Origin of the sequence: Burkholderia sp. Bp8992, assembly GCF_003853705.1 — a bacterium.
GTDB lineage: Bacteria > Pseudomonadota > Gammaproteobacteria > Burkholderiales > Burkholderiaceae > Burkholderia.
Window position 1 is genome coordinate 193,956 of record NZ_QTQI01000007.1, and the last position, 21,129, is coordinate 215,084.

21 protein-coding genes are annotated in these 21,129 nt (G+C 67.5%); 11 read left to right on the forward strand and 10 right to left on the reverse strand.

What is annotated here, in order from left to right:
• Positions 1–25: 25 nt before the first annotated feature.
• Positions 26–922, reverse strand: a complete 897-nt coding sequence (locus tag DIE03_RS13515; protein ID WP_124450981.1) for a LysR substrate-binding domain-containing protein — start codon at positions 920–922, stop codon at positions 26–28.
• A 162-nt stretch (positions 923–1,084) separates the two neighbouring features.
• On the opposite strand from DIE03_RS13515, the gene DIE03_RS13520 reads away from it, so the two are divergent.
• The 6 genes from DIE03_RS13520 (at position 1,085) to DIE03_RS13545 (ending at position 5,771) form a co-directional block, all read left to right on the forward strand.
• A complete protein-coding gene (locus DIE03_RS13520; protein WP_124450983.1) occupies positions 1,085–1,936 on the forward strand; it encodes an ABC transporter permease in 852 nt (283 codons plus the stop codon).
• Between the two features lie 7 nt (positions 1,937–1,943).
• Positions 1,944–2,987, forward strand: a complete 1,044-nt coding sequence (locus DIE03_RS13525) for an ABC transporter ATP-binding protein (protein WP_124450985.1) — start codon at positions 1,944–1,946, stop codon at positions 2,985–2,987.
• A gap of 26 nt (positions 2,988–3,013) precedes the next feature.
• The gene (locus DIE03_RS13530) at positions 3,014–4,102 is read left to right on the forward strand and encodes an extracellular solute-binding protein (protein ID WP_034187686.1); all 1,089 of its coding nucleotides are present in this window, start codon (positions 3,014–3,016) and stop codon (positions 4,100–4,102) included.
• 10 nt (positions 4,103–4,112) lie between these two features.
• Positions 4,113–4,943 carry an ABC transporter permease gene (locus DIE03_RS13535; RefSeq protein ID WP_124450987.1) on the forward strand — a complete coding sequence of 277 codons (831 nt, stop codon included), beginning with the start codon at positions 4,113–4,115 and terminating at the stop codon, positions 4,941–4,943.
• A gap of 76 nt (positions 4,944–5,019) precedes the next feature.
• Entirely contained in the window at positions 5,020–5,475 is a 456-nt protein-coding gene (locus tag DIE03_RS13540) for a TIGR00725 family protein (protein WP_124451139.1), read from the forward strand.
• A gap of 101 nt (positions 5,476–5,576) precedes the next feature.
• Positions 5,577–5,771, forward strand: a complete 195-nt coding sequence (locus tag DIE03_RS13545) for a YqaE/Pmp3 family membrane protein (protein ID WP_124450989.1) — start codon at positions 5,577–5,579, stop codon at positions 5,769–5,771.
• A 142-nt stretch (positions 5,772–5,913) separates the two neighbouring features.
• Here DIE03_RS13545 and DIE03_RS13550 read toward each other — a convergent pair whose 3' ends face one another.
• Positions 5,914–6,819 (reverse strand): LysR substrate-binding domain-containing protein, encoded by a 906-nt coding sequence (locus tag DIE03_RS13550; RefSeq protein ID WP_124450991.1) that lies wholly within the window; start codon positions 6,817–6,819, stop codon positions 5,914–5,916.
• A 194-nt stretch (positions 6,820–7,013) separates the two neighbouring features.
• On the opposite strand from DIE03_RS13550, the gene DIE03_RS13555 reads away from it, so the two are divergent.
• Complete coding sequence (locus DIE03_RS13555) at positions 7,014–7,613, forward strand: hypothetical protein (RefSeq protein ID WP_260434875.1); 600 nt, start codon at positions 7,014–7,016, stop codon at positions 7,611–7,613.
• Positions 7,614–7,783: 170 nt separating this feature from the next.
• Here DIE03_RS13555 and DIE03_RS13560 read toward each other — a convergent pair whose 3' ends face one another.
• From DIE03_RS13560 to DIE03_RS13570, 3 genes are read right to left on the reverse strand one after another with little or no spacing between them, the layout of a single operon-like run.
• Positions 7,784–7,963: a hypothetical protein gene (locus DIE03_RS13560; RefSeq protein WP_034187692.1), complete on the reverse strand. Its 180-nt coding sequence runs from the start codon at positions 7,961–7,963 to the stop codon at positions 7,784–7,786.
• Positions 7,935–8,942, reverse strand: coding sequence for a cytochrome d ubiquinol oxidase subunit II (gene cydB, locus DIE03_RS13565; protein WP_124450995.1), 1,008 nt, complete (start codon positions 8,940–8,942; stop codon positions 7,935–7,937). The genes DIE03_RS13560 and cydB overlap by 29 nt, the downstream gene beginning before the upstream one ends.
• A 29-nt stretch (positions 8,943–8,971) precedes the next feature.
• The gene (locus DIE03_RS13570) at positions 8,972–10,384 is read right to left on the reverse strand and encodes a cytochrome ubiquinol oxidase subunit I (protein WP_124450997.1); all 1,413 of its coding nucleotides are present in this window, start codon (positions 10,382–10,384) and stop codon (positions 8,972–8,974) included.
• Between the two features lie 464 nt (positions 10,385–10,848).
• On the opposite strand from DIE03_RS13570, the gene ltaE reads away from it, so the two are divergent.
• Positions 10,849–11,862: a low-specificity L-threonine aldolase gene (gene ltaE, locus DIE03_RS13575; RefSeq protein WP_124450999.1), complete on the forward strand. Its 1,014-nt coding sequence runs from the start codon at positions 10,849–10,851 to the stop codon at positions 11,860–11,862.
• A 104-nt stretch (positions 11,863–11,966) separates the two neighbouring features.
• Here ltaE and DIE03_RS13580 read toward each other — a convergent pair whose 3' ends face one another.
• The 3 genes from DIE03_RS13580 to DIE03_RS13595 all read right to left on the reverse strand — a co-directional run bounded on the left by DIE03_RS13580 (position 11,967) and on the right by DIE03_RS13595 (position 14,227).
• Entirely contained in the window at positions 11,967–12,179 is a 213-nt protein-coding gene (locus DIE03_RS13580) for a DUF1059 domain-containing protein (protein ID WP_124451001.1), read from the reverse strand.
• 159 nt (positions 12,180–12,338) lie between these two features.
• Positions 12,339–13,244 carry an HTH-type transcriptional regulator ArgP gene (locus DIE03_RS13585; protein WP_124451003.1) on the reverse strand — a complete coding sequence of 302 codons (906 nt, stop codon included), beginning with the start codon at positions 13,242–13,244 and terminating at the stop codon, positions 12,339–12,341.
• Between the two features lie 380 nt (positions 13,245–13,624).
• The gene (locus DIE03_RS13595) at positions 13,625–14,227 is read right to left on the reverse strand and encodes a hypothetical protein (RefSeq protein ID WP_124451007.1); all 603 of its coding nucleotides are present in this window, start codon (positions 14,225–14,227) and stop codon (positions 13,625–13,627) included.
• A 1,485-nt stretch (positions 14,228–15,712) separates the two neighbouring features.
• On the opposite strand from DIE03_RS13595, the gene DIE03_RS13600 reads away from it, so the two are divergent.
• On the forward strand, positions 15,713–16,783 hold the full coding sequence (locus DIE03_RS13600; protein ID WP_124451009.1) for a rhodanese-like domain-containing protein: 1,071 nt from the start codon (positions 15,713–15,715) through the stop codon (positions 16,781–16,783).
• 123 nt (positions 16,784–16,906) lie between these two features.
• On the forward strand, positions 16,907–17,566 hold the full coding sequence (locus tag DIE03_RS13605) for a glutathione S-transferase family protein (protein ID WP_124451011.1): 660 nt from the start codon (positions 16,907–16,909) through the stop codon (positions 17,564–17,566).
• 101 nt (positions 17,567–17,667) lie between these two features.
• On the opposite strand, the gene DIE03_RS13610 is transcribed toward DIE03_RS13605, so the two are convergent.
• Both DIE03_RS13610 and DIE03_RS13615 read right to left on the reverse strand, forming a co-directional pair.
• Entirely contained in the window at positions 17,668–18,360 is a 693-nt protein-coding gene (locus DIE03_RS13610; RefSeq protein WP_124451013.1) for a phosphatase PAP2 family protein, read from the reverse strand.
• A gap of 436 nt (positions 18,361–18,796) precedes the next feature.
• Complete coding sequence (locus DIE03_RS13615) at positions 18,797–20,029, reverse strand: MFS transporter (protein ID WP_124451015.1); 1,233 nt, start codon at positions 20,027–20,029, stop codon at positions 18,797–18,799.
• A 101-nt stretch (positions 20,030–20,130) separates the two neighbouring features.
• Between DIE03_RS13615 and DIE03_RS13620 the strand changes: the two genes are divergently transcribed.
• Positions 20,131–21,129 carry a LysR family transcriptional regulator gene (locus DIE03_RS13620; RefSeq protein ID WP_124451018.1) on the forward strand — a complete coding sequence of 333 codons (999 nt, stop codon included), beginning with the start codon at positions 20,131–20,133 and terminating at the stop codon, positions 21,127–21,129.

Below are 21,129 nucleotides of genomic sequence, written 5' to 3' on the forward strand. Positions count from 1 at the left end.
TGCGGCGGCGCGCGCCGTTCCCGGCCTACGCACGTCCCGATTCGTCCAGCATCCAGTCCCTGAACCGCCGCAACGCATCGCTCGTGTCGAGGCGCTCCGGCGCATAGCAGAGATAGTGCCCCTGCGCGTCCACGTCGACCGGTGCATCGAACGGCTCGACCAGCGTGCCCGCCGCGAGGTTGTCGAGAATCAGGAAGCGCGGCACGAGGGCGATCCCGAGCCCGGCCTGCGCGGCCTGGATCAATACCGAATACTGCTCGAAGCGCGGCCCGGCCAGCGCGTTCATCTGCGACGCGCGATGACGCTCCGCCCATGCGGACCAGGCGATCTCCGCCTGTTCGTGCACGAGGCGCGGCGCCGCGACCGCGTTGGCGGGCGCGTGCAGCGCATGCCGCTCGGCGAATTCGCGCGAGCAGACCGGCACGAAGGTCCGCCCGCCCAGATAGTCGCTTCGCACGCCGTCCCATCCCCCGTCGCCGTAGCGGATCGCCGCGTCGAGTCCGAACGGAAACACGTCGCCGGGCGCGAGATGGCGGCGAAAACTCAGCGTGACGTCCGGTGCCGTGGCGAGAAAGCGCGTGAGCCGCGGCAGCAGCCACTTGGTCGTGAACGTCGGCACGCTCGCGATCGTCAGCAGGTCGCTGTTCTCGCGTGCGCTCAACAGTTCGATCGACGCGTTGCCGATTTCGCGCAACGGCCCGACGACGCGTGCGTGATACACCTGGCCCGCACGCGTGAGCGCGAGGCCGCGCCCCTCGCGCACGAACAGCTTCACGCCGAACAGTGCCTCGAGGTTCGCGATCTGCCGGCTGACCGCGCTCGGCGTCAGGCCCAGTTCGCGGGCCGCGTAGGAGAAGTTCAGGTACTTCGCGGACGCGGCGAATGCGTGCAGCTCCGCCACGTTCGGATACAGGTGCTTCATGGCGGGCTGTTCCGTCCTTGCACAGGTCGATGCGCGCTTTTTACGTTTTTTTCATGACGATGCCATGTCGAAACCGCACACTGCGCCGGCTTCGACAACGCAAGCGGGCCCCGTCCGGCGGGCGTCGTGCGAGGTATTCCCCGATCGTCAGCGAGTGAGTTCATGCATCCGTCAACCGCCCCGGCATTGGCCGACGGTGTTCCGATTCGTCGTAACAGAGCGGCGCATCCGCGTGTCGGCCGCCTGTTGCTGCAGGCGCTGCTCGCGGTGTTCGCGCTCTACCTGCTGCTGCCGATCGCATTGCTGCTGATCGGCGCGGTAGGCGAATCGTGGACGAACACGTTGCTGCCCACCGGCGTCACCGGGCACTGGTTTGCAGACCTGGCCGCGAACCGGAGCTTTACCCGCGCGTTCGGCGTGAGCTTCATCGTGGCGCTGGCGTGCTGTGCGCTCAACGCGGCGATCGGCCTGCCGCTCGCGTATGCGCTGCATCATCGCGCGCAGGCCGGCGGCGGGTTCGCGACGCGCATCGTGATGCTGATGCCGGTCGCCGTGCCGGCGCTGACGCTCGGCTTCGGCTACATCGCGATCTTCAGCGGCGACACGCTGCCGTGGCTCGGCACGTTGCCGCTGATGATCGCGGCGCACGCGGTGCTGACCTTGCCGTACCTGCTGCAGACGCTGCTCGGCGACTTGCGCCACCTCGGCCTCGCGCGGCTCGAGGCCTGCGCGGCGACGCTCGGCGCGACGCCGCTGCGCCAGTTCGTCACGATCGTGCTGCCGAACCTGCGGCACAGCCTGTTTTCCGGCCTCGTGATGGTGGCCGCGCTGTCGATCGGCGAATTCCAGATCTCGAACCTGATCGCCGGCTTTCGCTACCGGAACTATCCGATCGTGTTGCTGCAGGCGTTCTACGGCGCGACGGGGATGGCGTGCGCGGCCACCGTCGTGCTGCTCGTGCTCGCCGTGCTCGCGACGCTCGTGTCCGTCGGCACCGTGCAACGTCTGAAGTGAGTCATCCATGAGCCTCGAATTCGAACACGTCAGTTTCCAGTATCCGGGCGCCCGTCATGGCGTCGACGACGTCACGCTGTCCGCCGCGCAGGGCGAACTGCTCGCGGTGATGGGGCGCAGCGGGTCCGGCAAATCCACGCTGCTGAGGCTCGCGGCCGGGCTGCTCGACGGCTGGCGCGGCCGCATCGCGATCGGCGGCGACGACGTGGCCGGCGTGCCCGTGTGGCGGCGCGAAGTGGGGATGGTGTTCCAGCACTACGCGCTGTTCCCGAACCTGTCGGTCGTCGACAACGTCGCGTACGGGCTGCGGATGCGCGGCGTCGCGGCCGACGTCCGGCGCCGGCGTGCGCTGGACATGCTCGAGCGGGTCGGGCTGTCGGCCCATGCGGCGCGCGGCGTCGCCATGCTGTCCGGCGGGCAGCAGCAGCGCGTCGCGCTCGCGCGGGCGCTCGTGATCGAGCCGAAGCTGCTGCTGCTCGACGAGCCGCTCGCGGCGCTCGATGCCGGCATCCGCCATCAGCTGCGCGACGAGATCCGCGCGCTGCAGCGCGCGTGCGGCGCGACGACGCTGTTCGTCACGCACGACCAGGACGAAGCGCTGAGCATGGCCGACCGCGTCGCGATCGTCGACGGCGGCCGCGTGCTCCAGGCCGGCACGCCGCGCGAGCTGTACGAGCGCCCGGCCACCGCGCAGGTCGCGCGCTTCGTCGGGCATTCGACGCTGCTGCGCGGGCGGGTGCTCGCGCACGGCGAAATCGACGTGAGTTTCGCGACGCTGCGCGCGGAAACGGGCGCGCATCGGGCGGGCGACGAAATCGCGGTGCTGGTGCGGCCCGAGCACGTGCAGGCTGATCCGCCGGCACAGAGCGCGAACCGCATCGAAGGCCGTCGCGGGGAAGTGCGTTACTTCGGCGCGACGCAGCGCTACGACTTCATTCCGGACGGCTCGGCCGACGTGCTGCTGTGCGAAGGGCGCGAGCCCGCCGCGCGCAGCATCGCGATCGACCCGTGCCATCTGCTCGTGCTGCCGGCCTCGCCGGACGCGCGCTGACCCTTTTCGTTCAACGGAGATTCACGATGCTTGCAGGCTCCCCTCTTGTGAAGGCCATGCGCGCCCGCGTGCTGGCGCTGTGTGCGCTCGCGGCGCTCTCTTGCGCGGCGGCGCAGGCCGCGCCGCTGTATCCGGGCGAAGACGCGCTGTACGCGAAGGCGGCCGACGAAGGGCTCGTCGTGTCGTTCGATACCGGCCCCGAATGGGCGAACTGGAAGGCGCTGTTCGCCGAATTCCGCAAGCGCTACCCGAAGGTCGAGATCACGTACAACGACATCGGCTCGGCCGCGACCGTCGTCGCGCTCGACAAGTCGCGTCGCCGTCCGCAGGCCGATACCGCGTACTACTTCGCGGCATCGGCGCTCGATGCCGCGGGCAAGGACGTCGTGGCGCCGTTCCGGCCGGTGAACTTCGACAAGCTACCGGGCGTGTTTCGCGCGACCGATGGCCGCTGGTTCGCCGTGCATTCGCTGAACATCGCGTTCCTCGTCAACCGGAAGCTCGTCAAGAACGTGCCGCAGCGCTGGTCCGACCTGCTGAAGCCCGAGTACCGCAACGCCGTGGTCTATCTCGACCCGCGCTCGACCGGGCAGGGCCAGGTCGCGGTGTTCGCGGCCGCGTATGCGAACGGCGGCAGTGTCGAGAACCCGAAGCCTGGCGCCGACTTCTTCGGCAAGCTGAAGCAGGCCGGCAACGTGCTGCGCGTCGAGGGCACGACGCCGTACGCGAAGTTCGTGAAGGGCGAGATCCCGATCCTGATCGGCTACGAGAACGACGGCCTCAAGGCGAAGTATGCGGACGGCATGGGCGACGCGGCCGACATCGTGATTCCGCAGGACGGCAGCGTGTCGGCGCCCTATGCGATGAGTCTCGTGAAGAACGGCCCCAACCCGTCCGCCGCGCAGCTCTGGCTCAACCTCGTGATGAGCGACGTCGGGCAGGCGCTGTTCGCGCAAGGCTATGTGCGTCCCGCGGTGCCCGGCACGCCGGTCGCACCGGAGGTCGCGGCGAAGCTGCCGAACGCGCCGCAGGTGCGCCCGCTCGATGTCGCGAAGGCGGCGGCGCGCAAGGCCGAGGTCGACCAGCTCTGGTCGCAGGCCACGCTCGGCCAGTAAGGGGCGCGGGATGCAGGTTTCGTTACCGGAACGCGGCGTGCTGCGCCGCTTCGGCGCGCTGCCCGCCGCGGCCTTGCTCGCGGTGTGCTTCGTGCTGCCGCTCGCCGCGCTGGTCGATGCGGCGTGCGCAGGCGGCGGCCGTGCGTTTGCGGCGGTGTGGCGCGATCCGCTCGTCGCCGACGCGATCGCGCGCTCGCTGGCGCTGGCGATCGGCGCCGGCACGCTGTCGGTCGGCGTGGGCGTGCCGGTCGCATTCGCGCTGGCCGGGCAGTCGCCGGCGCGCCGCCACTGGTCGCTCGCGCTGCTCGGCGTGCCGCTCGCGTTCTCCGGGCTGGTGATCGCGTACGGCTTCATCCTCGCGTTCGGCCGCGCGGGCTTCGTGACCACGCTGCTGGCCGCGCTGGGCGCCGATCCGACCTTGGTCGGCGGGGCGATCTACACGATGCCGGGGCTCGCGGTCGCCTACGCGTACTACCTGATTCCGCGTGTCGCGCTGATGATCTATCCGGCGCTCGCGAATCTCGACCGGCGGCCGCTCGAGGCGGCGCTGACGCTCGGCGCACGGCCGTGGCGGGCCTGGCTCGACGTCGCGTGGCGCGAGCTGTGGCCGTCGGTCGCGTCCGCCTGGTGCCTCGTGACCGCGATCGCGCTCGGTACCTACGGCACGGCGATCGCGCTGGCGGGCACGCAGATCAACATCCTGCCGCTGCTGATGTACCTGAAGCTGTCGGACGGGCAAACCGATTTTTCGCAGGCGGCCGTGCTGTCGATCGTGCTGACGGCCATCTGTACCTGCGTTCTGGCACTGGGAGAAGGTCTTGTTCGCCAACGACGTCATTGAATGCGCGTGGTCCGAACCGGCGCGCGACGCGCTCGCGCGACTGGCGCAGCGGCAACGCGGCGTGCACCGGCACCGGATGCCGGTCGGCCTGATCGGCCCGCGCGACGCGACGGACGAGCAGATGCGGGTCGCGGAACGGATTGCGCACGCGGTGGCGTCGACGGGCGTCGCGCTCGTCGGCGGCGGCAAGCAGGGCGTGATGGAGGCCGCCGCGCGCGGCGCGCACGCGGCTGGCGGCTGCGCGATCGGGCTGTTGCCCGAGGACGATGCGACGCTCGCGAATCCGTACCTGAGCGTCGCGCTGCCGACCGGGCTCGGCATCACGCGCAATGCGCTCGTCGCGCGTGCGTCACTGTGCCTGATCGCGGTCGGCGGCGGGCTCGGCACGCTGTCCGAAATCGCGCTTGGGCTGCAATGGGGCAAGCCGGTGTTCACGATTTGCGGCGCGCCGCAGGTGGCGGGCGTCGAGTGCTTCGACGAAGCAGACGGGCTCGTCGCGCGCGTCGCGCAGTGGCTGGCCGATTCGGCGTAGCGCAAGCGGGCGTGTGGCGGATGCAGGCTTGAAATGAAGGGCGCAACCCGCCATATTGGCTGCGCATCACCCGTTCAACGACGCACCGAGAGGATTTGTTCATGCGCCTTCTGCTTGCCCTGCTGCTGCCGTGGTTCCAGTTTTTCACGATCGGCCGCCCGATCGCCGGGATCATCTGCCTGCTCCTGCAAATCACGATCATCGGCTGGCTGCCGGCCGCGATCTGGTCGGTGTATGCGCTGAGCCAGTACAAGACCGACCGCAAGATCGAGGCGGCGTTGCGCGAGCGGCGGTGAACGGCCATCGCGGCAGGGTGATCCAGCCGCGCGGTTCGCATTTGGCAGATTGCCGTAGCAATCTGCCTGACGGCGCCGGTCACAGACACGACATCGGCGCAGCTTCTCCCTGTTCGCGTACGCAGGTAACGCCCACCGCCGGCTACTGCGGAGGCGGCCCGTCCAGTTCCTCGGCCCGCGCGAACAGCCAGTCGACGAACGTGCGCAGCGCCGGATCGTCGTCGTTGCGGTACAGGCAATGAAACGGCGGCCCTTCCAGGTGGACTTCCGGAAACAGTGCGATGAGCCGTCCGCTCGCGAGATCGTCGCGCACCACCGCGCGCGGCGCGAGGCATACGCCGAGCCCGCTCGCGGCGGCCTGGACCAGCAGGAAGAACTCGCGATAGAACGGCCCGCGCAGCGTCTCGGTGACGTCCGTGCCGGCCCGGTGGAACCAGTATTGCCATGCCTGCGGCAGCCCCGCGTAGTGGAGCAGCGGCGCATGGCGCAGGTCCGCCGGCACGCGCGCCTGTTCGAGCACCGGATGGCCCGGCGCACACACGGGTAGCGCGACATTCGCGAGCAGCGGGCGCGACACGAAACCCTTGCGGCGCAGCTCCGGCGTATAGCGGCGGATCACGATGTCGCACGTCTCGTCGATCTGGTCGTGCTCCACGTCGGCGCTCGTGACGAGCTGCACGTCGATGTCGGGATGTGCGGTCTGGAACACGGCCAGTTGCGTCAGCAACCATCCATGCGTGAACGACACGGATGCATTGACCCGGATCGACTGGCCGCCGACGGGCTCGAACATTTGCCCGGTCGCTTGCGCGAGCCGGCCGAGGCAGCTCGCGACGTCGACGAGGTAATGCCGCGCGCGCGGCGTGAGCCGCAGCGAACGCCCGTCGCGTTCGAACAGCTTCTGCCCGAAGAACGATTCGAGCACGCGGATCTGCTGCGCGATCGCGCTCTGGGTGACGTTCAGTTCCTCGGCGGCGAGGGTAAGGCTCTGCAGGCGGCCGGCAGCTTCGAAGCTGCGCAGCGCATTCAGAGGCGGCAATCGGCGCATCGTGAGATCTCGAAGAAAAGCTACACAGTGGGTCTAAAAATCTCGTTTGTCGCGGCTTGGGCGCGTCCCTATGATGGCGCCGACAGGAGAAAACCGCGATGACGATCATAGCGCCACCCGATTGCCGATCAACCGGAATTCGCCGCCGTCTTCGCGACCGGCGCGCGGCGCGGCGCGGGATACGCGGCACGGCCGTGGCAGCGGTGCCGCCGGTGCGCGGTGGCGGTGCGCTGGCGCTCGCCTGCGCCGGGCTGCTCGCGCTGACCGGGTGCGCGGCGAAGCCGCAAAACGAACGCCAGATCGGCAGCGGCGGATCGCTGCTGCGCTACAGCTCCAGCCAGACCGAAGTCGACCTGACGGACAACGAGCAACAGACGCTGCGCATGATGACCGATCGCCGCTATGCGGGCGCGACGCAGGCGCGTGCGCTCGACGCCGTGGCGGCTGTGCTGCGCGCGCAGGGCTATGCGCCGGTGACGGTCGATCGCGATACGGGGCTGATCGAAGGCGGCCGTAGCGACACGCTGATTCCGAAGTGGCGGCAACTGCTGCGCGGCGCGCTGAAGGCGAAGATCGGCGGCTTGCCCGCGAAGCCGGATCACGAGCGCGTCAACGCCGTCGTCTCCGTCCGTGTGACGTTGGCGCGCGACGTGATCGTGCGGGCGCGCTTCGATCGTACGGTGTGGGACAGCAACGGCGATTCGCGGATGAAGACGGTTGTCGAGCCCGATTACTACCAGACCTTCTTCAGTGCAATGGACGAGGCGATGTGCACGACGTCGTGCGAGCGATGACCGGCACGCACGTGCCGATGCGAGGAAGCGGAGAGGCGGGAAGGAATGACGGGTGCGGCGCGCCTGACCGCGAGCGGAGCCGCAAGCCGGGGCGCCCGGCGCGTCGGCATGCAGCCATCAACGACAAAACGGCCGCCCGGTCCATCGTTCGTCCCGGGCGGCCGCTCCGCCTACTTCACCGCAAACAGCGTCAGGTTCATGAAGATCTTGAACGCATAGCCGAGCGTGACGGCGCCGATCACGCCGCCCGCCCACAGAACGACGAACCACATCCAGCCGCGCATCCGCGGCCGTGGCGCCTCGGGCGGGCGATCGGCGGAATCAGTGGTGGTAGTAATGCTGGTCTTCATGGCGCACCTTGCCTCGGAATACCCAGTAACCCATCGTCGTGTAGGCGATGATGATCGGGAGGATAACCGCTGCGCCGACCAGCGTGAAGGTCTGGCTCGAACGCGGCGCCGCCGCTTCCCAGATCGTCATCGTCTGAGGAATCGCATACGGGAACAGCGTGACGAGCAGGCCGACATAGCCGAGCAGCACCAGCGCCAGCGCGAGCACGAACGGCGTCATGTCGTGCCGGTCGCGCACCGCGCGGCGCATCCACACCGCGCATCCGGCGACCAGGAACGGCACCGGCAGCAGGCGCCAGAACAGCCCCGAATCGAACCAGCGCTGCGCGATGGCCGGATCCTGCAGCGGCGTCCACAGGCTGACGACCGCGATGAAGCCGAGCAGCACGACGGTCAGCGGCCACACGACGCGATGCAGGCGGCGCTGCAGGTCGCCTTCGGTCTTCGCGACGAGCCAGCAGCAGCCGAGCAGCGCGTAGGTCACGATCAGGCCGAGGCCCGTCAGCAGGCTGAACGGCGTGAGCCAGTCGAACGCGTCGCCGGCGAACACGCCGTCCTTCACGTTGATGCCCTGCAGGAACGCGCCGAGCGCAATCCCCTGGAACAGCGTCGCGCCGGCCGAGCCGCCGATGAACGCGAGATCCCACAGCTGCTTCGTGCGCCGCGCCTTCGCGCGGATCTCGAACGACACGCCGCGGAAGATCAGGCACACCAGCATGAAGATCAGCGGCAGGTACAGCGCGGACAGCACGGTCGAATAGACGATCGGGAACACCGCGAACAGCCCGGCGCCGCCGAGCACGAGCCACGTCTCGTTGCCGTCCCACACGGGTGCGACCGTGTTCATCATCAGGTCGCGTTCCTTCTCGTCCGGGAAGAACGGGAAGACGATGCCGATGCCGAGGTCGAAGCCGTCGAGCACGACGTACATGAAGAGCCCCAATGCGATGATCACGGCCCAGATTACGGTGACGTCCATAGGTTTTCTCGTATGCGAAAGGGGTGGGCTCAGACGGTCTCGATCAGTTCGTCGACGGCCGACATCGGGCGGCGCGCGGTGTGATCGGGGCGCGTGTCGGGCGTGTCGTCATGCTTCACGTCGGGCAGCGCGGGGCCGGCTTTCATCAGCCTCAGCATGTAGTACACGCCGGTGCCGAACACGAGGAAGTACACGATCACGAACGTCATCATCGACAGGCTGACCTGCTGCACCGACAGCGGCGACACCGCGTGCGCGGTACGCATCACGCCGTAGACCACCCAGGGCTGGCGGCCCGCTTCGGTCGTCACCCAGCCCGCGAGCAGCGACACGAAGCCGGTCGGGCCCATCACGAGCGCGAAGCGCTGGAACCACTTCGATTCATACAGGCGGCCACGGCGGCGCAGGAACCATGCGAGCGCGGCGAGGCCGATCATCGCGAAGCCGAGGCCGACCATGATCCGGAAGCTCCAGAACACGACCGTCGAGTTCGGGCGGTCTTCCGGCGGGAAGTCCTTCAGCCCGCGGATCTCGCCGTCCCAGCTGTGCGTGAGGATCAGGCTGCCGAGGTGCGGTACTTTCACCGCGTAGCGGGTCGTTTCCGCCTTCATGTCCGGAATGCCGAACAGGTTGAGCGCGGTGCCGCCCTTTTCGGTTTCCCACAGCCCTTCGATCGCCGCGATCTTCGCGGGCTGGTGCTTCAGCGTGTTGATGCCGTGCTGGTCGCCGATCAGGGCCTGCAGCGGCGCGAGCACGAGCAGCAGCCACAGCGCCATCGAGAACATCTTCTTCACGCCCTTGTCGCGGCGGCCCTTCAGCAGGTGCCATGCGCCCGTCGCGGCCACCACGAGCGCGGCGACGATGAACGCGGCGATCGCCATGTGGAACAGGCGGTACGGGAACGACGGGTTGAAGATGATCGCGAACCAGTCGGTCGGCACGACGCGGCCGTCGACGATTTCGAAGCCCTGCGGCGTCTGCATCCAGCTGTTCGACGCGAGGATCCAGAACGTCGAGATCAGCGTGCCGATCGCGACCATCAGCGTCGCGCCGAAGTGCGCGCGCGGGCTGACGCGGTTCCAGCCGAACAGCATGATGCCGAGGAAGCCGGCCTCGAGGAAGAACGCGGTCATGACCTCGTACATCAGCAGCGGCCCGGTGACGGCGCCGGCGAAGCTCGAGAAGCCCGACCAGTTCGTGCCGAACTGGTAGCTCATCACGACGCCGGAGACGACGCCCATCCCGAACGCGACCGCGAAGATCTTCGACCAGAACAGACAGAGGGTCTTGTAGTACTGCTTGCCGGTCTTGAGCCAGCGGTATTCGAGCACGGCGATGAAGCTGGCGAGGCCGATGCTCAACGCCGGAAAGACGATATGAAAGGAGACGGTGAACGCGAATTGCAGGCGGGCCAGATCGAGGGCCGAAAGTGCGGTGTCCATACCAGATGACCGAAGCTGACGATACCCGCCGGCGGGTGCCGGCGGACCCCGGCGGACAGGCGTCGGGGTTGGCTGGAGTATGTGCCGCGATGTTGCACCGCGAAATGCGCCAACTCGTCGCAGATGTCCAGCCCGCCGAGTGCGATTTCGGGATAAATCGTTGATTCGTATCAAGAAGGCCGCTCGCGGCGCGCGCGGCCGCGGCGTGGCGGTCTGACGCACGTGCGTCAATATGGCGCGCTGCGTCATCGGAACGGTTTTGCGCAGGCGAATATGCAGCGGCGGGTAGCGCGGCGCCGCCGATGCCGCTTGCAAGCGTCCAGCCGCCGCCGCCGCCGCGATATTGATGCGCGCGATTGCGGTTCACCGGCCGGCGCGCGCTGCGTGAATTGCGTACACTCTCAGTCTCGTTTCGGCAGGGCCGGACGCAGGGATGCCGGTCCGCGTTTACTCAGGGCATAGCGATGATCGATTTACGCAGCGATACCGTGACACGTCCGAGCCAGGCAATGCTGGCCGCCATGACCACCGCCGAGACCGGCGACGACGTCTGGGGCGACGACCCGACCGTGCTGCGCTTGCAGGCGGTGACGGCCGAGCGGGCCGGCAAGGAAGCCGGCCTGTTCTTCCCGAGCGGCACGCAGAGCAACCTGGCCGCGCTGATGTCGCATTGCGAGCGCGGCGACGAGTACATCGTCGGCCAGCTCGCGCACACCTACAAGTACGAAGGCGGCGGCGCGGCCGTGCTCGGCAGCATCCAGCCGCAGCCGATCGAGAATGCGCCCGACGGCACGCTGCCGCTCGCGAAGATCGCCGCGGCGATCAAGCCGCTCGACAATCACTTTGCCCGCACGCGCCTGCTCGCGCTCGAAAACACGATCGGCGGCCAGGTTTTGCCGGACGGCTATGTGCAGGAAGCCGTCGCGTTCGCGCGCAGCCGCGGGTTGTCCGCGCACCTCGACGGCGCACGCGTGTGCAACGCGGCCGTCGCATCGGGCCGCCCGATCGCCGAGCTGTGCGCGCCGTTCGACACCGTGTCGATCTGCTTCTCGAAAGGGCTCGGCGCACCGGTCGGCTCCGTGCTGGTCGGCAGCCGTGCGCTGATCGAGCGCGCACAGCGCTGGCGCAAGGTGCTCGGCGGCGGGATGCGGCAGTCGGGCATCCTCGCGGCGGCGTGCCTGTATGCGCTCGACCACAACGTCGAGCGGCTCGCGGACGATCATGCGAATGCCGCGCATCTCGCGGAAGGCCTCGCGCGCATCGATGGCGTGAAGGTGATGTCGCACGCGACGAACATGGTGTTCGCGCAATTCCCCGAAGCCGATTGCGCGCCGCTCGAAGCGTGGCTCAAGGAACGCGGGATCCTCACGCAGATGCTGTACGCGTCGCGCTTCGTCACGCACTGCGACGTGTCGCGTGCGGACATCGACACGTTCCTCGGCGCGGTCGGCGCGTATTTCGCGCAGCGTCGCGCGTGAAGCGGAATGCGCCGGCCGGCGACGGGCCGGCGCGCCGTGGCATGACGCACGATACGGAAGGGTGACGCGGCGCGTCGTCGGTTGATCTTCTCCGTGCCGGCGGATTACGCTTGCCGCGGCGTATCGACGGGCGGCGTGCCGTCATGGAACAGCGATTTCAGCTGCGTGCGCAGTTCGGCGCTGTCGGTGTGCTGGTGCACCGAGACCGCATGTTGCACGGCGGCCTCCAGCAGTTCGTTGTCGGAGTCGGCGGAAATTGCGACCGAGCAATTCGTCGCGCTGGGAAACTCGCGGCAATCGATAAAGCGGCGGGACATGATGTTCTCCTCACATGAAAGGGAACGGCCGGACCTGGATGAGCGGCCGCGCGGCGCGTTCGCGAGGCCGATGGAAAAAGTATAGGCGGCGCGGCCGGCTTTCTCGTCGCAGTGCGTACCGTGCCGGCAGTCTCGATCGCCGCCGCGCGCGCCGGCGCGCTACGGCAACGGCGAGAGCAGCCGGCGTGCCGCTTCGACCACGCGCGCTGACAGCGACGCCATCGTCGGCGACTGCACCGTCCACGCGTGCCAGTACAGCGTGACGTCGGTCGGATGTGCGGGCGCGAGATCGACGAGGCCCTGCGCATCGAGCGGCGTCGTGCCGATCAGCGGCTCCGGCACCATCGCGTAGCCGAGCCCGTGGCGCACCGCCGCAAAGTGCGAATGGGTGCCTGGCACGTAGTGGCACGGGTACGCGCCGTCCGGCAACCCGAACTTCTCCTTCAGGAACGACGACTGCAGCGTGTCGCGCCGCGAATACGCGACGACAGGCGCCTTGCGCGCGCTCGTGCGGTTCAGCCCGCGCGGAAACCAGCGCACCGCGAACGCGGCGGCCGCGAGCAGCCGGTAGCGCATCGTGCCGAGCGGCGTGGCGATGCAGCCGCGCATCGGCTTCGGCTCGGTCGTCACGCAGCCGACCGCCATCCCGCTTTCGAGCAGCGCAAACGTATGGTCCTGGTCTTCGATGATCAGCTCGAACAGGATGCGCTCGCCTGCGAGCACGGACGTCAGCGCGGGCAGGAACCAGGTGCCGAGGCTGTCGGCGTTCAGCGCGATCGTCACGGAGATCGGCGATTCGCGCTCGGCCGCGAGCGTGCTCTGCAGGTCGGCCTGCAGCAGCGCGACGCGGCGCAGGTGCTGCAGCACGCGCTGGCCGGCTACCGTCGGGCGGCACGGCCGCGTGCGCAGCACGAGCGGCGTGCCGAGGCTGGCTTCCAGTGCGCGGACCCGCTGCGTGACGGCGGATGCGGTCACGTGCAGGCGCACGGCCGCCTGCTCGAAGCTGCCGGTGTCGGCGACGGCCAGCAGCGCGGCGGCCTGCTTCGGATCGATCGTCAGCGACATGGATCGGATGGATCGAGACGGATGGTTGTGCTCAAAACGATGAAGCCCTGCTAGTCATGGCGTTGCGGCCGATTATGACGCGTGGCGATCGATTGAGACAGGGAAATCGGTCCAGCCTTGGGACAAGACGGTGACCGATTCGGCATGTCGTGCCGGATGGTCTGGCGCAAACGGTACGCACGGCGGAGAACCATGTCGTAACCCGGCCGTCCCCCAGTTCCTGCAGCCGCTCGAGCGGTGCGCCACGCTGAACGTGCCAACTGGCCCAGGTGTGCCGCACATTGCGGAATCGAAAATGCTCGACGTTCGCCCGAGCGGAAGGTGCGACGACAGGATGCACACTGCTGAGGGCAGTGCGCATCCCTCTGGGGTGTCGGCGATCAGTAGGCCGCCACCTTTTCAGTATTCCGTTGTTCAGCCGGCGCCCTGGATTTCGCCACTGCCGTGATAAACAACATGACGGCGATGCCGGCCGCAATCAGTGCCGGGTAAGCGGCCAGGATCTGGATCAACGAATACTTCCAGCTCAACGGGCGCCCGACGCCGAGCATCGCCGCATAGAACCACGACACGGCGGAAATCACGCCCACGAAAATGGCGACCATGCGCCGCTCGAAGGAAAGCTTCAGCAAGGAGCCCGCTTTCTCCAATGCCGGGAGGACCGCGGAGTGCAGAGCGATACCGTTGAACGTCAGCAAGGCGACGATGGCGATCTTGGCCTGCAGCTTGGGATTGCCGAGATACCCGAGACCCTGGGTCCGCATATCGAACGCAATGATCGCGATGCCGGTGATCCACAGCGCCGTCAGTGCCCACGTGACGGTGCGCTGCAGGCTGGGCAGGTGGACCTGGGCAAGATCGGAAGGTGCGTCGGAATCCAGCAGTCGCCTGACCATGGCAATGTCGCTGGTCAGCACGAGACCGATCGCGACACAGCAGGCGATGAGATGAACAAAGACGATTCCCATTCGTACGAATTCCATTTTCTGTCCTCTTTCGGCGCGTTGCGCAAAGTTAAGCCGTACCGTCGAAAACTGGGTGAATCTCGGCGATACGTTTAGTAGTGCGACGCAAATATCAAAATTCGGCCGTGGATTCCGCTATCAAACCGGCTCCAGTTCGGCACGACATGAACGGACTCGGCGCGCTCACGACGACACGTCGGGTTCCAAGGGGCTGCTTGTAATCGAATCGAAACCCGTTGCGAGTTCGACCGCTTGATCAAGCCCGCACGGCGTGCAGGCTTGCAGTGTCGGATGGCTGACCATCCAGGTATCCGGCACGTCGCGATTTGTAGAATGAAACGTCGCCCAACTACCGGACGCTGCTGGGCGACGGCCGAAATTTAAAACAGCACGTCCTGACGAATCAACCCGACTTGTTACGAAATGCAAATGACGTAACGAGCGGGAAATGAGTGCGAGAAGGGTCCGACCCATGCGCGACATCCACCAGTCCGGAGTATGCAGAATTGTTCTGACATGGATTCGGGCACCGATTAATGAGTCACTTCCTTTTACATTTTAGGGAAAACGCTAAAGGGGTCGTAGTTCAGAATGCGCGTTGTGAAATTTTTGTGTGTCGATTGGAGAAAATTAAGTCAATCAAAAAATAAAAAGAGTATCGATTTTCTCAGACGAAACGCCGGTGGCGCCGGGCATTGACGCACCGGCTGGTACCTGAAAAACTGCGCAGTTTGCCGATAAATCTCCCATCCCTCTCTTCGCGTCGGCTAACCGAGTTCAAATGGACGAAATAAGGTGATCTGGATTTCTGGCTCGCGCCTTGTAATTGATTTTCGATGAAAATAGATAAATCCGACTGGATCTGAATTTACCGTTGATTGCGACTGAAGAAGTCGAGTTTTATTCGCGACGATTCGGTCCTTGGTCAGTTTGAGCAGTCGCTACACATCAGTGATTGCGTGGTTCGATGCGGGTTGGTAGCAGCCATTGCCGATATTCCGTGGCGCAGGACAGCTGCGACCAGACAGCGCCTGCGATGAAGAACGGTTGTCCGGTAATTCAATAAAAACCAGATTGCCAGCGTCTTGATAGGCGCGGGACCAACGATTAAAAGTCAAACGTTTTCGTGACTATTCATGTGATCGATCGTCAGCGACAAGGCAGCGCACGCCACCGTCGGGGCTCGGCAAATCGTCCGCCGTGTGCCATTTGTCGTCGGAATCGATTGCCGTATATGGGACGCCGGTGGCGCGTGCATTTTGATCTACGCTATATCAAGATGCGAAACGCGGCAGGTGCGATGCCGGCTGCCCGGCGGCGATGTCATCCTGCCGACGTCGGTTCCGGACGACCATGTTCAACTGACGCAGCCGTGAACCTCCGGATCATGCGGTGCGGCAACATATACGGACGGCGCGGCACTCGAGCTCACGCGCGCACCGGCGACGCACGGCACGTGGGCTGCACAATACCAACCTGGACAGGCGACGGAGCGACTTCGCGATGATCTTCCGGCAACTTTTCGACCCGCAATCGTCGACCTACACGTACCTGCTCGCCGACCGCGCGTCGCGCGAAGCGCTGCTGATCGATCCGGTGTTCGAGCAGGTGCGCCGCGACGCGGCGCTGCTCGACGAACTCGGGCTGCGGCTCGTCGCGACCGTCGACACGCACGTGCATGCCGATCACGTGACGGGCGCATGGCTGCTGAAGCAGCGCACGGGCAGCGCGATCGCGATCTCGGCCGCGAGCGGCGCGCAGGGCGCCGACCGCTACCTGAACGACGGCGACCGCTGCGCGTTCGGCGCGCGCTACCTGACCGTGCGTGCGACGCCCGGCCACACGAGCGGCTGCATCAGCCTCGTGCTCGACGACGAATCGATGGCGTTCACCGGCGATTGCCTGCTGATCCGCGGCACCGGCCGCACCGACTTCCAGCAGGGCGACCCGCACGCGCTGTATCGCGCGGTACATGGCCGGCTCTTCACGCTGCCGGCCGCGTGCCTGCTGTATCCGGCTCACGACTATCGCGGGCTCACGGTGACGAGCGTCGGCGAGGAGCGGCGCTTCAATCCGCGCCTCGGCGGCGATCTCAGCGAAGACGATTTCGCGGGCTACATGCGCAACCTCGGGCTCGCGCATCCGCGCCAGATCGACGTCGCCGTGCCGGCAAACCTGCAGTGCGGCGTCGCCTCGAACGCACCCGATGCGCAGGCGGCGCCCGACTGGGCGCCGCTCGTCTATACGTTCGCCGGGTTCTGGGAAATCGACCCGCAGTGGCTCGAGGATCACCTGCCGGCCGTGCAGGTCGTCGACGTGCGCGAACCGGACGAATTCGCGGGCCCGCTCGGCCATCTGCCCGGCGCGACGCCGATTCCGCTCGGCGAACTGGCCGCGCGTGCCGGCGAGATCGCGCGCGACCGGCCGGTCGTGACCGTGTGCCGGGCGGGCGGGCGCTCCGCGCAGGCGACCGTGATCCTGCTGAAGGCCGGTTTCGACGCGGTCGCGAATCTGGGCGGCGGGATGCTGCGCTGGCGTGCCGAAGGGCGCGTCGTGAGGGACGGCCGGTCGTAGCGATCCGAAGAAACCGAAAAAAATTGCCGGGCCGATGTCGAAACGGCGCGGTGCCCTACGTCGTCAAGGTATCCGATCACGTGGCGCCGCATGACGTGGCGCCCCAACCCCGAGAGACACGCGATGATGCCGACCCTTTACGCCCATCCCTTTTCGTCCTACTGCCAGAAGGTGCTGACCGCGCTGTACGAGAACGGCACGCCGTTCGAGTACCGCCTGCTCGCGCACGACGATCCGAAGCCGATGCAGGAGCTGACCGCGCTGTGGCCGCTGAAACGCTTTCCGGTGCTGGTCGACGCGGGCCGCACGGTGATCGAGGCGTCGATCATCATCGAGTATCTCGGCCTGAACCATCCGGGCCCCGTGCGCCTGCTGCCCGACGATCCGCACGCCGCGCTCGAGGTGCGGATGATGGATCGCTTCTTCGACAACTACGTGTCGACGCCGCAGCAGAAGGTCGTGCATGACGCGCTGCGCCGGGAGTCGGAACGCGATGCACGCGGCGTCGCTGATGCGCGCGCGATGCTCGACACGTCGTATGCGTGGCTGGACAAGAAGATGGCCGATCGCGAATGGGCGGCCGGCGATCGTTTCAGCCTCGCCGATTGCGGCGCGGCGCCGTTCCTGTTCTATGCGGACTGGACGCACCGGATCGATCCGGCGTTCGCGAACGTGATCGCGTACCGCAAGCGTCTGCTGGCGCGGCCGTCGTTTGCGCGAGCGGTCGACGAGGCGCGGCCGTTTCGCTCGTTCTTTCCGCTCGGCGCGCCCGACCGCGACTGACATGCGCGGCCGTCGCGCGGCGTGCGGCTGCCGCGCATGGCCGGCAGCGCGTGCCGGGACGACGGAACGACAGCAGCAAGGGCAGCATCGGCACCGACCCGTCACATCGTATGTGTGACCGACTGCGCGAGCGTCAGCAGTTCGTCGAACTGCGTGATGAGCTCGAAGCACAGCAGGAACGCGAGCGTATAGGCCGGCGCGGGGAAGCGCCGGATCATCTCCAGCACCTGCGGCGCGAAGCGCGAGCGGATCGCGTCGCGCGTCAGCAGCCACGCGATCGCGATGCCGATCGCGGCGCCTGCGATCAGGTCGGTCGGGTAGTGAAAGCCGAGGTACGCGCGCGGCAGGCAGATGAACACGACCGAATACAGCAGCGCGACGATGCCGACGCGGCGCGCGATGATGAAGATGCCGGTTGCGATCGCCATCCACAGCATCGCGTGATCGCTCGGAAACGAGCTCCATGCCTGCAGCGTCGCGGCGCGCAGTCCGGCCGACGGGAAGTGCAGGTGCAGGTCGGGGTTGTAGATCGGCCGTACGCGGAACGGCAGCACCTGCGCGAGCAGCCGGCCGATCGCGAGCGCGACGAGCCCGCTCGCGATCGTCGCGACGACCAGCTCGCGTTGCCGCTCGCGGTTCGGGCCCGGCTGGAACCACAGCCAGCACAGGACGGGAATGAGCACGAAGCCCTTGAACGTGTACAGGCCGGCGATCACGCGGATCGCGTGATTCATCAGCGGGCCGAACGTCACGTGGGTGAGGAAGATCTGGATCGTGGTGTCGAAATTGTTCATGTTCTGCGACCCCGGCGGACGCGCAGCGCATGACGTGCGGCCGGCAGGATCTGGAAGCGCGCTCGCCCGGAGCGCAACGGGGGGCAAGTATGTCACCCGTTATTTCGAAGAAAATGCGAAAAAATACCGGGAATCCCCTGATAAAACGGGTTGGTGTGGTGGGGCCGGATGGGCGGGCGCCGTGCGGCGCGGCAGGGGCGAATCGTCCGACGTTTGCGCGCAAGCACGCATCGCCGTTATAAAAATAATTGGGTAAACTGGACAATTTTCCAGGCCGGTGCGGACTTTGCGCCGGATGAGCGATTGCCGTGCATACCGTGCAATTCGCGAGCGAATCTGCCGGCCCGCGCGGCGTCGCGCATGCGCCGATCGAAAATAAAAGAAAAGGCGGGCAAGCCCTGCAGGCCTGCCCGCCTCGCCGGTGCGATGCCGGATGTCAGTTGCGCCAGACCCGCACGGCGAGCGCGGCCAGCGATGTCGAGACGGCCAGCGCGGTCACCGCATTCCAGCCCAGTTGCGCGAGCAACAAACTGCCGATCGCGGCGCCGGCCGCCATCCCGATGAACATGCCGACGAACAGCACCGCGTTGAGGCGGCTGCGCGACGCAGGATCGATCCGGTACACGATTGCCTGGTGCGCGATCAGCGTCGCCTGCACGCCGAGATCGAAGCCGATCGTCGCGGCTGCGAGCAGCACGAGTTGCGCATGCGGCGACATCAGCGGCGCGGCGGCCATCGATGCGAACGACAGCGCCGCGATGCCGATGCCGATGCGCGTGACGCGCTCGGGGCCGTGATGGTCGGCCAGGCGTCCGGCGATCGGCGCTCCCAGCGCGCCGGCGGCACCCGCGAGGCCGAATGCGCCGGCCGCCGCGCTGCCCAGATGGAACGGCGCGCCGTGCAGCATCACCGCGAGCGTCGACCAGAACGCGCTGAAGCCGATGGCGAGCAGCCCCTGCGCGAGTGCGGCGCGGCGCAGTGCCGGATGATCGCGCCACAACGCGCCGAGCGAGGCGATCAGTGCGCGATACGGCAGGCGCGTGGTCGGCTCGAAGCGCGGCAGCCCGCGCGCGGCCACCGCGCCGATCGCGGCGACGCTGACGGCCGCGAGCGCGAACATCGCGCGCCAGCCGGCCGTTTCCGCGATGAAGCCGGCCACGACGCGCGACAGCAGGATGCCGAGCAGCAGCCCCGTCATCACCGTGCCGACGATGCGGCCGCGATGCATGTCGTGCGCGAGCGTCGCGGCGGCGGGCACGACGTCCTGCGCCATCGTCGCGGCGAGGCCGATCGCGAAGCTGGCCGCGAGCAGCAGCCCGAGCGACGGCGCGATCGACGCGAGCAGCAGCGCGACGACCAGCGCGGCAGCCTTGGTCACGATCACGCGGCGCCGGTCGAAGCGGTCGCCCAGCGGCGCGAGCAGCAGGATGCCGAGCGCATAGCCGAGCTGCGTGAGCGTCGGCACGAAGCCGATCGCGCGCGCCGACGCGCCGAGATCGGGCCCGAGCGCGCCGAGCATCGGCTGCGCGTAGTAGAGCGGGGCGACGCCGAGGCCGGCGGCGGCCGCGAGCAGCAGCACGAGCCGGCGATCGGGCATCGAATGGGCGGCCGGATGGGCCGGGGCGTGCGCCACACGGGGCGCGGCGTCGAGACGGGTCGGGGTGGACATGGTGTGCATCCTTGGCTGGATAACAGGATGGATGCGAGTGTGGCGGCACACGGTCGGGCACGGTAGTGCCATCTGGCGCAGATTTGTTATACGCTTCACGAATGACCGATAAATCCTCTCCTTTTCCCGCCACTGGCGGGTCTCGGCGCATTCAGGCCGTGCCGGTGGACGGCGCCGGCTATCGTTTCGAGCTGATGGAAACGTTCGTACGCATAGTCGAGGCCGGCAGCCTGTCGGCCGCCGCTGCGCAACTGCATACGACGCAGCCGACGATCAGCCGGCGGCTGCAGGCGCTCGAACGTTCGCTCGGCATGCGGCTGCTGCAACGGACGACGCACACGATGCGGCTGACCGTCGACGGCGAACGCTGCTTCAAGCAGGCGAAGGAGTTGCTGGCGAACTGGGCGGCGTTCGAAGCGGACTTGCGCGGCGCGCAGGAGGAGCCCGACGGGCTGCTGCGCGTCGCGGTGCCGCACGCGTTCGGGCAGGAGCGTTTCGTCGCGCCGCTCGCGCGGTTCCTGCGCGACTATCCGCGCGTATCGGTCGAGTGGCTGCTGCAGGACGAGGTGCGCGATTTCGTCGGCAGCGGCATCGATTGCGCGATCCAGGTCGGCGAGCCGACCGATCCGGGCGTGGTCGCGATCCGGCTCACGAAGGTGCCGCGTTTCGTGGTCGCCGCGCCGTCGGTGCTGAACGGTGCCGACGTCCCGGCCGACCCCGACGCGCTGGCCGCGCTGCCGTGGCTCGCGCTGCGCACCTACTACCGCAACGAGCTCGCGCTGACGCATGCAGTCACGGGCGATACGCGGCGCATCGCGATCCGGCCGCGCATCACGACCGCGAACCTGTATGCGCTGCGCAGCGCGGCGCTGCTGGGCGTCGGCGCGTGTGTCGGCTCGTCATGGATGCTCGCCGGCCATCTCGCGCGCGGCGAGCTCGTCCATCTCGCGCCCGAGTGGCAGGCCGCGCCGCTGCCCGTCTACCTGACCTATCCGCATGCGCAGTTCTATCCGTCGCGGCTCGTGCGGTTCGTCGCGATGATGCGCGAGGCCGTGCCGACGCTCGTCGAAGGGCGCGAGGGCGATCCGGCCGGCGCGTGA